Annotated in this window: 4 protein-coding genes; 1 reads left to right on the top strand and 3 read right to left on the bottom strand. The window is 73.4% G+C overall.

The window, feature by feature from the left end; all coding sequences use genetic code 11:
- The coding region (locus JHD21_RS19020; protein ID WP_292678406.1) for a sulfite exporter TauE/SafE family protein at nucleotides 1-437 on the top strand (437 nt) is incomplete at its 5' end.
- On the opposite strand, the gene JHD21_RS19015 is transcribed toward JHD21_RS19020, so the two are convergent.
- The 3 genes from JHD21_RS19015 to JHD21_RS19005 all read right to left on the bottom strand — a co-directional run.
- A complete protein-coding gene (locus JHD21_RS19015; protein WP_292678405.1) occupies nucleotides 366-1,319 on the bottom strand; it encodes an SDR family NAD(P)-dependent oxidoreductase in 954 nt (317 codons plus the stop codon). The genes JHD21_RS19020 and JHD21_RS19015 overlap by 72 nt on opposite strands.
- Nucleotides 1,320-1,331: 12 nt before the next feature.
- The gene (locus tag JHD21_RS19010; RefSeq protein WP_292678404.1) at nucleotides 1,332-2,978 is read right to left on the bottom strand and encodes an FHA domain-containing protein; all 1,647 of its coding nucleotides are present in this window, start codon (nucleotides 2,976-2,978) and stop codon (nucleotides 1,332-1,334) included.
- The coding region (locus JHD21_RS19005) for a hypothetical protein (protein WP_292678402.1) at nucleotides 2,975-3,580 on the bottom strand (606 nt) is incomplete at its 5' end. The genes JHD21_RS19010 and JHD21_RS19005, both read right to left, overlap by 4 nt.

Raw genomic sequence — 3,580 nt, 5'->3', positions numbered from 1 at the left:
CCTGCCTGCTCGTGGGCGCCCAGCCGACCATCTCGCGGGCCCTCCGACGCCGGCTGCCCGACGGACACGAGTCGGCCGCGCGCACCCACATGTCCCCCGTGACGACCGGGTTCTCGACCCTGGTCGGTGTCTACGGCGGCTACTTCGGGGCCGGGTCGGGCGTGATGATGGTGGCCGTCCTCGGCTTCGGGCTCGACCTCGAGCTGCGCGTCGTCAACGGCCTGAAGACGCTGGCGATCCTCTCGGGCAACGTGATCGCCGCGCTGATCTTCGTCGTCGTGGCCGAGGTCGACTGGCGCGCGGTCGCGCTGCTCGCGGCCGGCTCGGTGGTCGGAGGCTACGTCGGCGCCCGCGTGGGACGACGCCTACCGCCGACCCTGTTCCGCGTGCTGATCGTGCTGGCCGGCATCACCGCTGCGGTCACCATGCTCGCCTGAGCCCGCCCCTGATGCTGCCCCTGAGACCGCCGCTGACGCCGCCCGCGAGTCGCCGAACGCCCGGTCGAAGCGGTGGAAGAGCGCGTCGCTCAGCCGAGGTGCCACCAGGTTGAGCACCTCCCCCACCTGGCCCGCGACCGTGTCGACCGTGATCGGCCGGTCCTCCAGCGCCCGCACCACCCGGGCGGCCGCCTGCTCGGCGGTCTCGCCGCGACCGGCGTAGGCCTCGGTCGGCGCGGTCATCGCCGTCTGCACCAGGGCGAAGCGCATGTTGGTGAAGGTGACGTTGTCGCCGTAGGTCTCGCGACCGGCGATGCGCGACCAGGTGTCCAGCGCTGCCTTGGAGCCGAGGTAGGCGGAGAACTTCGGCGCCTTCATCTGCACCCCCCAGCTGAGGATGTTGACCACGTGCCCGAAGCGTTGCGCGCGCATCGCCGGCAGCAGGCCGAGGGTCAGCCGCACCGGCGCCAGGTAGTTGATCGCGGTGGTGCGCTCGACGTCGTGGAAGCGGTCGTAGGACAGGTGCAGCGAGCGCCGGATCGAGCGGCCGGCGTTGTTGACGAGGTAGTCGACCGCACCGTGCTCGGCCAGCACCCGCACCACCAGGGCGTCGACGGCGTCGCCGTCCACCAGGTCGCAGACGTACGCCGTCGCGCTACCACCACGTGCCTCGACCTCCGCCCGCACCCGCTCGAGCTCGTCGGCGCGGCGGGCCACGAGCAGGACGTGGCCGCCCCGCGCGGCGACCGCCAGCGCGGTGGCCTCGCCGATGCCGGACGAGGCGCCCGTGACGAGGACGGTGCGCCCCGCGAGCGGGCTGGGCGCGCCGGGCCGCAGGACCCGTCGTACGAGCGCGCGAGGAGTCTGGAGCAGCAGTCCCACGGGAGGAACCTTTCAGTCCTGCGAGCCCGAGGTCTGCGCCTCGGCCTCGGCGATGAGCGGCTTGACGACGTCGATCGACCGGATCCGACCGGAGACCACCGACGACCCCTGCTGGGAGAAGGTGGCCGACGGGATGCCGACGATCTCGGCCTCGTTGTCGATCGCCGCTCCCCCGGAGTTGCCGGGGGCGATGCGGGCATCGGTGTCGATCTCGGAGCGGGGGCCGAGGCGGTCGTCGTCGAGGAAGGTCGAGATGACGCCCCGGGTGACCGAGACCCCGGCCGAGCCCGAGATGCCCGGGAAGCCGAGGACGGTCACGTCCTCCCCGGTGCTCAGGTCGGCCGAGGAGCCGATCGGGATCGTGGGCAGGTCGAGCTCGCCCTCGAGCGGGCCACCGTCGATCGTGGCGTAGATCTGGATCACCGAGGCGTCCATGAAGCCGTCGCTGACGACGACGCGGGCCCGGAAGGCGGGCGCGGCGGCCGAGTCGTCGGCGTCCTCGATGAGGGCGATCTCGAGGTAGTCGGGGTTGGCCTCGTCGGTCGGGCCGTACTGCTGGGCGAGCCCGTCGGCCTGGGGCTCGGCGACGTGGGCGTTGGTCAGGATCATCCCGTCGGAGCTGATGATGGACCCGGAGCCCGACCACGACACCGTGTTGCCGTCGCTGTCGGTGGACTCGGCGCCGATCAGCACGGTGGCGATCTTGGCGCTGTCGAGCTCCTCACCGGTCAGCAGCCCCGGGGTCGACGACGAGGTGGACGAGCGGACGACCTGGGCCGGGTCGGACCGGTCGAGCAGCACGGCCGCGGTCACCCCGGACGCGACGATCACGAGGAGCACCGCGGCGGCACCGCCGATCACCGCGAGGCGGCGCGCCCAGCGGGCACGGGCCAGGCGGCGCTCCTCCTCCTGCGCGGAGAGGATCGGGACGAGCGACACCTCGGGGCCCGCGACCGGGTGACCGAGCCGCAGCGCGACCCGCTCCTTGACGACCAGCCGGTCGATCCGGCGGCCGTCGACGAAGGTGCCCTCGCGCGAGGAGTTGGTGTAGAGCCAGCCCTCGGCGACGGCGTCGACCCGACCGTGCAGACGGGAGCAGACCGGGTCGGTCAGCACCACGGAGCAGTCGGGGAGCCGCCCGATCGTGACCCCGGTCGGGTGCGAGAAGCGGTGCTCGCGCCCCTCGGCGGAGACCAGCAGGGCCGGGCCGCTGCGGGCCGCCGGGGCACCGGGCACCGGGCCCGGGCGGACGGCCGGCGCGACGACCATGGTGTTCTCGAAGCCGGTGTCCGGTGGCGTCTGCGCGGGTGCGCGCACCGCGGTCGGGCGCTCCTGCTGCACAGGGACGCCCCCCTCGCCCGACGCCACCTCGGGCGTCACCGTGAAGACGCCGCCGCCGCCCTCGGGGCCGCAGCGCACCTCGGTCTCCCGGGTGAGCCGGAGCTCGGTGACGCGCTCGCCGTCGACGAAGGTGCCGTGGGCGCTCGCGACGTCGACCAGCACCCACCCGGCCCGGGTGGGACGCAGCTCGGCGTGCACCCGCGAGACCGAGTCGCCGGCCAGCAGGACGTCGGACTCGACGGCACGACCGATGCGCAGGAGCCGGGGCGGGTCGACGAGGATCGTGCGGCCGTCGACCACGACCCGCAGTGCGCTCATGCTCCCTGCCAGCGGGTGGCCAGGACCGTGGCCGAGTCGACGGCGATGCGCATGCCGTCGGAGATCTCCATGGTGCGGTCCGGCTCGAGCCGCACGACCTGCCCGGCGCCGTACGTCGCCTCCCAGGGACGCGTCGACAGGTTGTGCAGGCCCCAGCGGGTGGCGTCCTGGGGGTGGGCGCGCACCTGGCCCACCACGACCGAGTCGTCGACGCCCGAGGCGAGATGGTCGGTGCGCAGGGTCGCGAGGGGGCTGACCGCGACGGTGCGGCGGCCGATCTTGAGGACGTACGGCGGCGCGAGCGAGGTGCCGCAGGCACGACAGGTCCGGTCGGGCTCGGCGAGGTCCCAGAACCCGGTCGCGCCACAACCGCGGCACGTGACCATGCCGTCGCGGAGCCGGTCCATCGCCTTGATCCACTGCCCCTCGGTGACCCGCTGCCCGGGGTGGTGGGCACCGGCGACGAAGGCCTGCACGAAGAGGTCCTGGAGGAAGCGGGGATAGATCGCCCAGTACTGCTGGACGATCGCGGACGGCCGGTTGTCGTCGCGGGAGGGGTCCATGCAGAACACGGGCTCGGTGCCGAAGTAGGTGAGCAGCCA

The organism is Nocardioides sp. (assembly GCF_016462705.1).
GTDB lineage: Bacteria > Actinomycetota > Actinomycetes > Propionibacteriales > Nocardioidaceae > Nocardioides.
This window is presented reverse-complemented; position numbering and strand designations above follow the sequence as displayed.

Coding starts and splice junctions, on each gene's coding strand:
- JHD21_RS19010 (WP_292678404.1), bottom strand. CDS start 2,978: ATGAGCGCACTGCGGGTCGTGGTCGACGGCCGCACGATCCTCGTCGAC.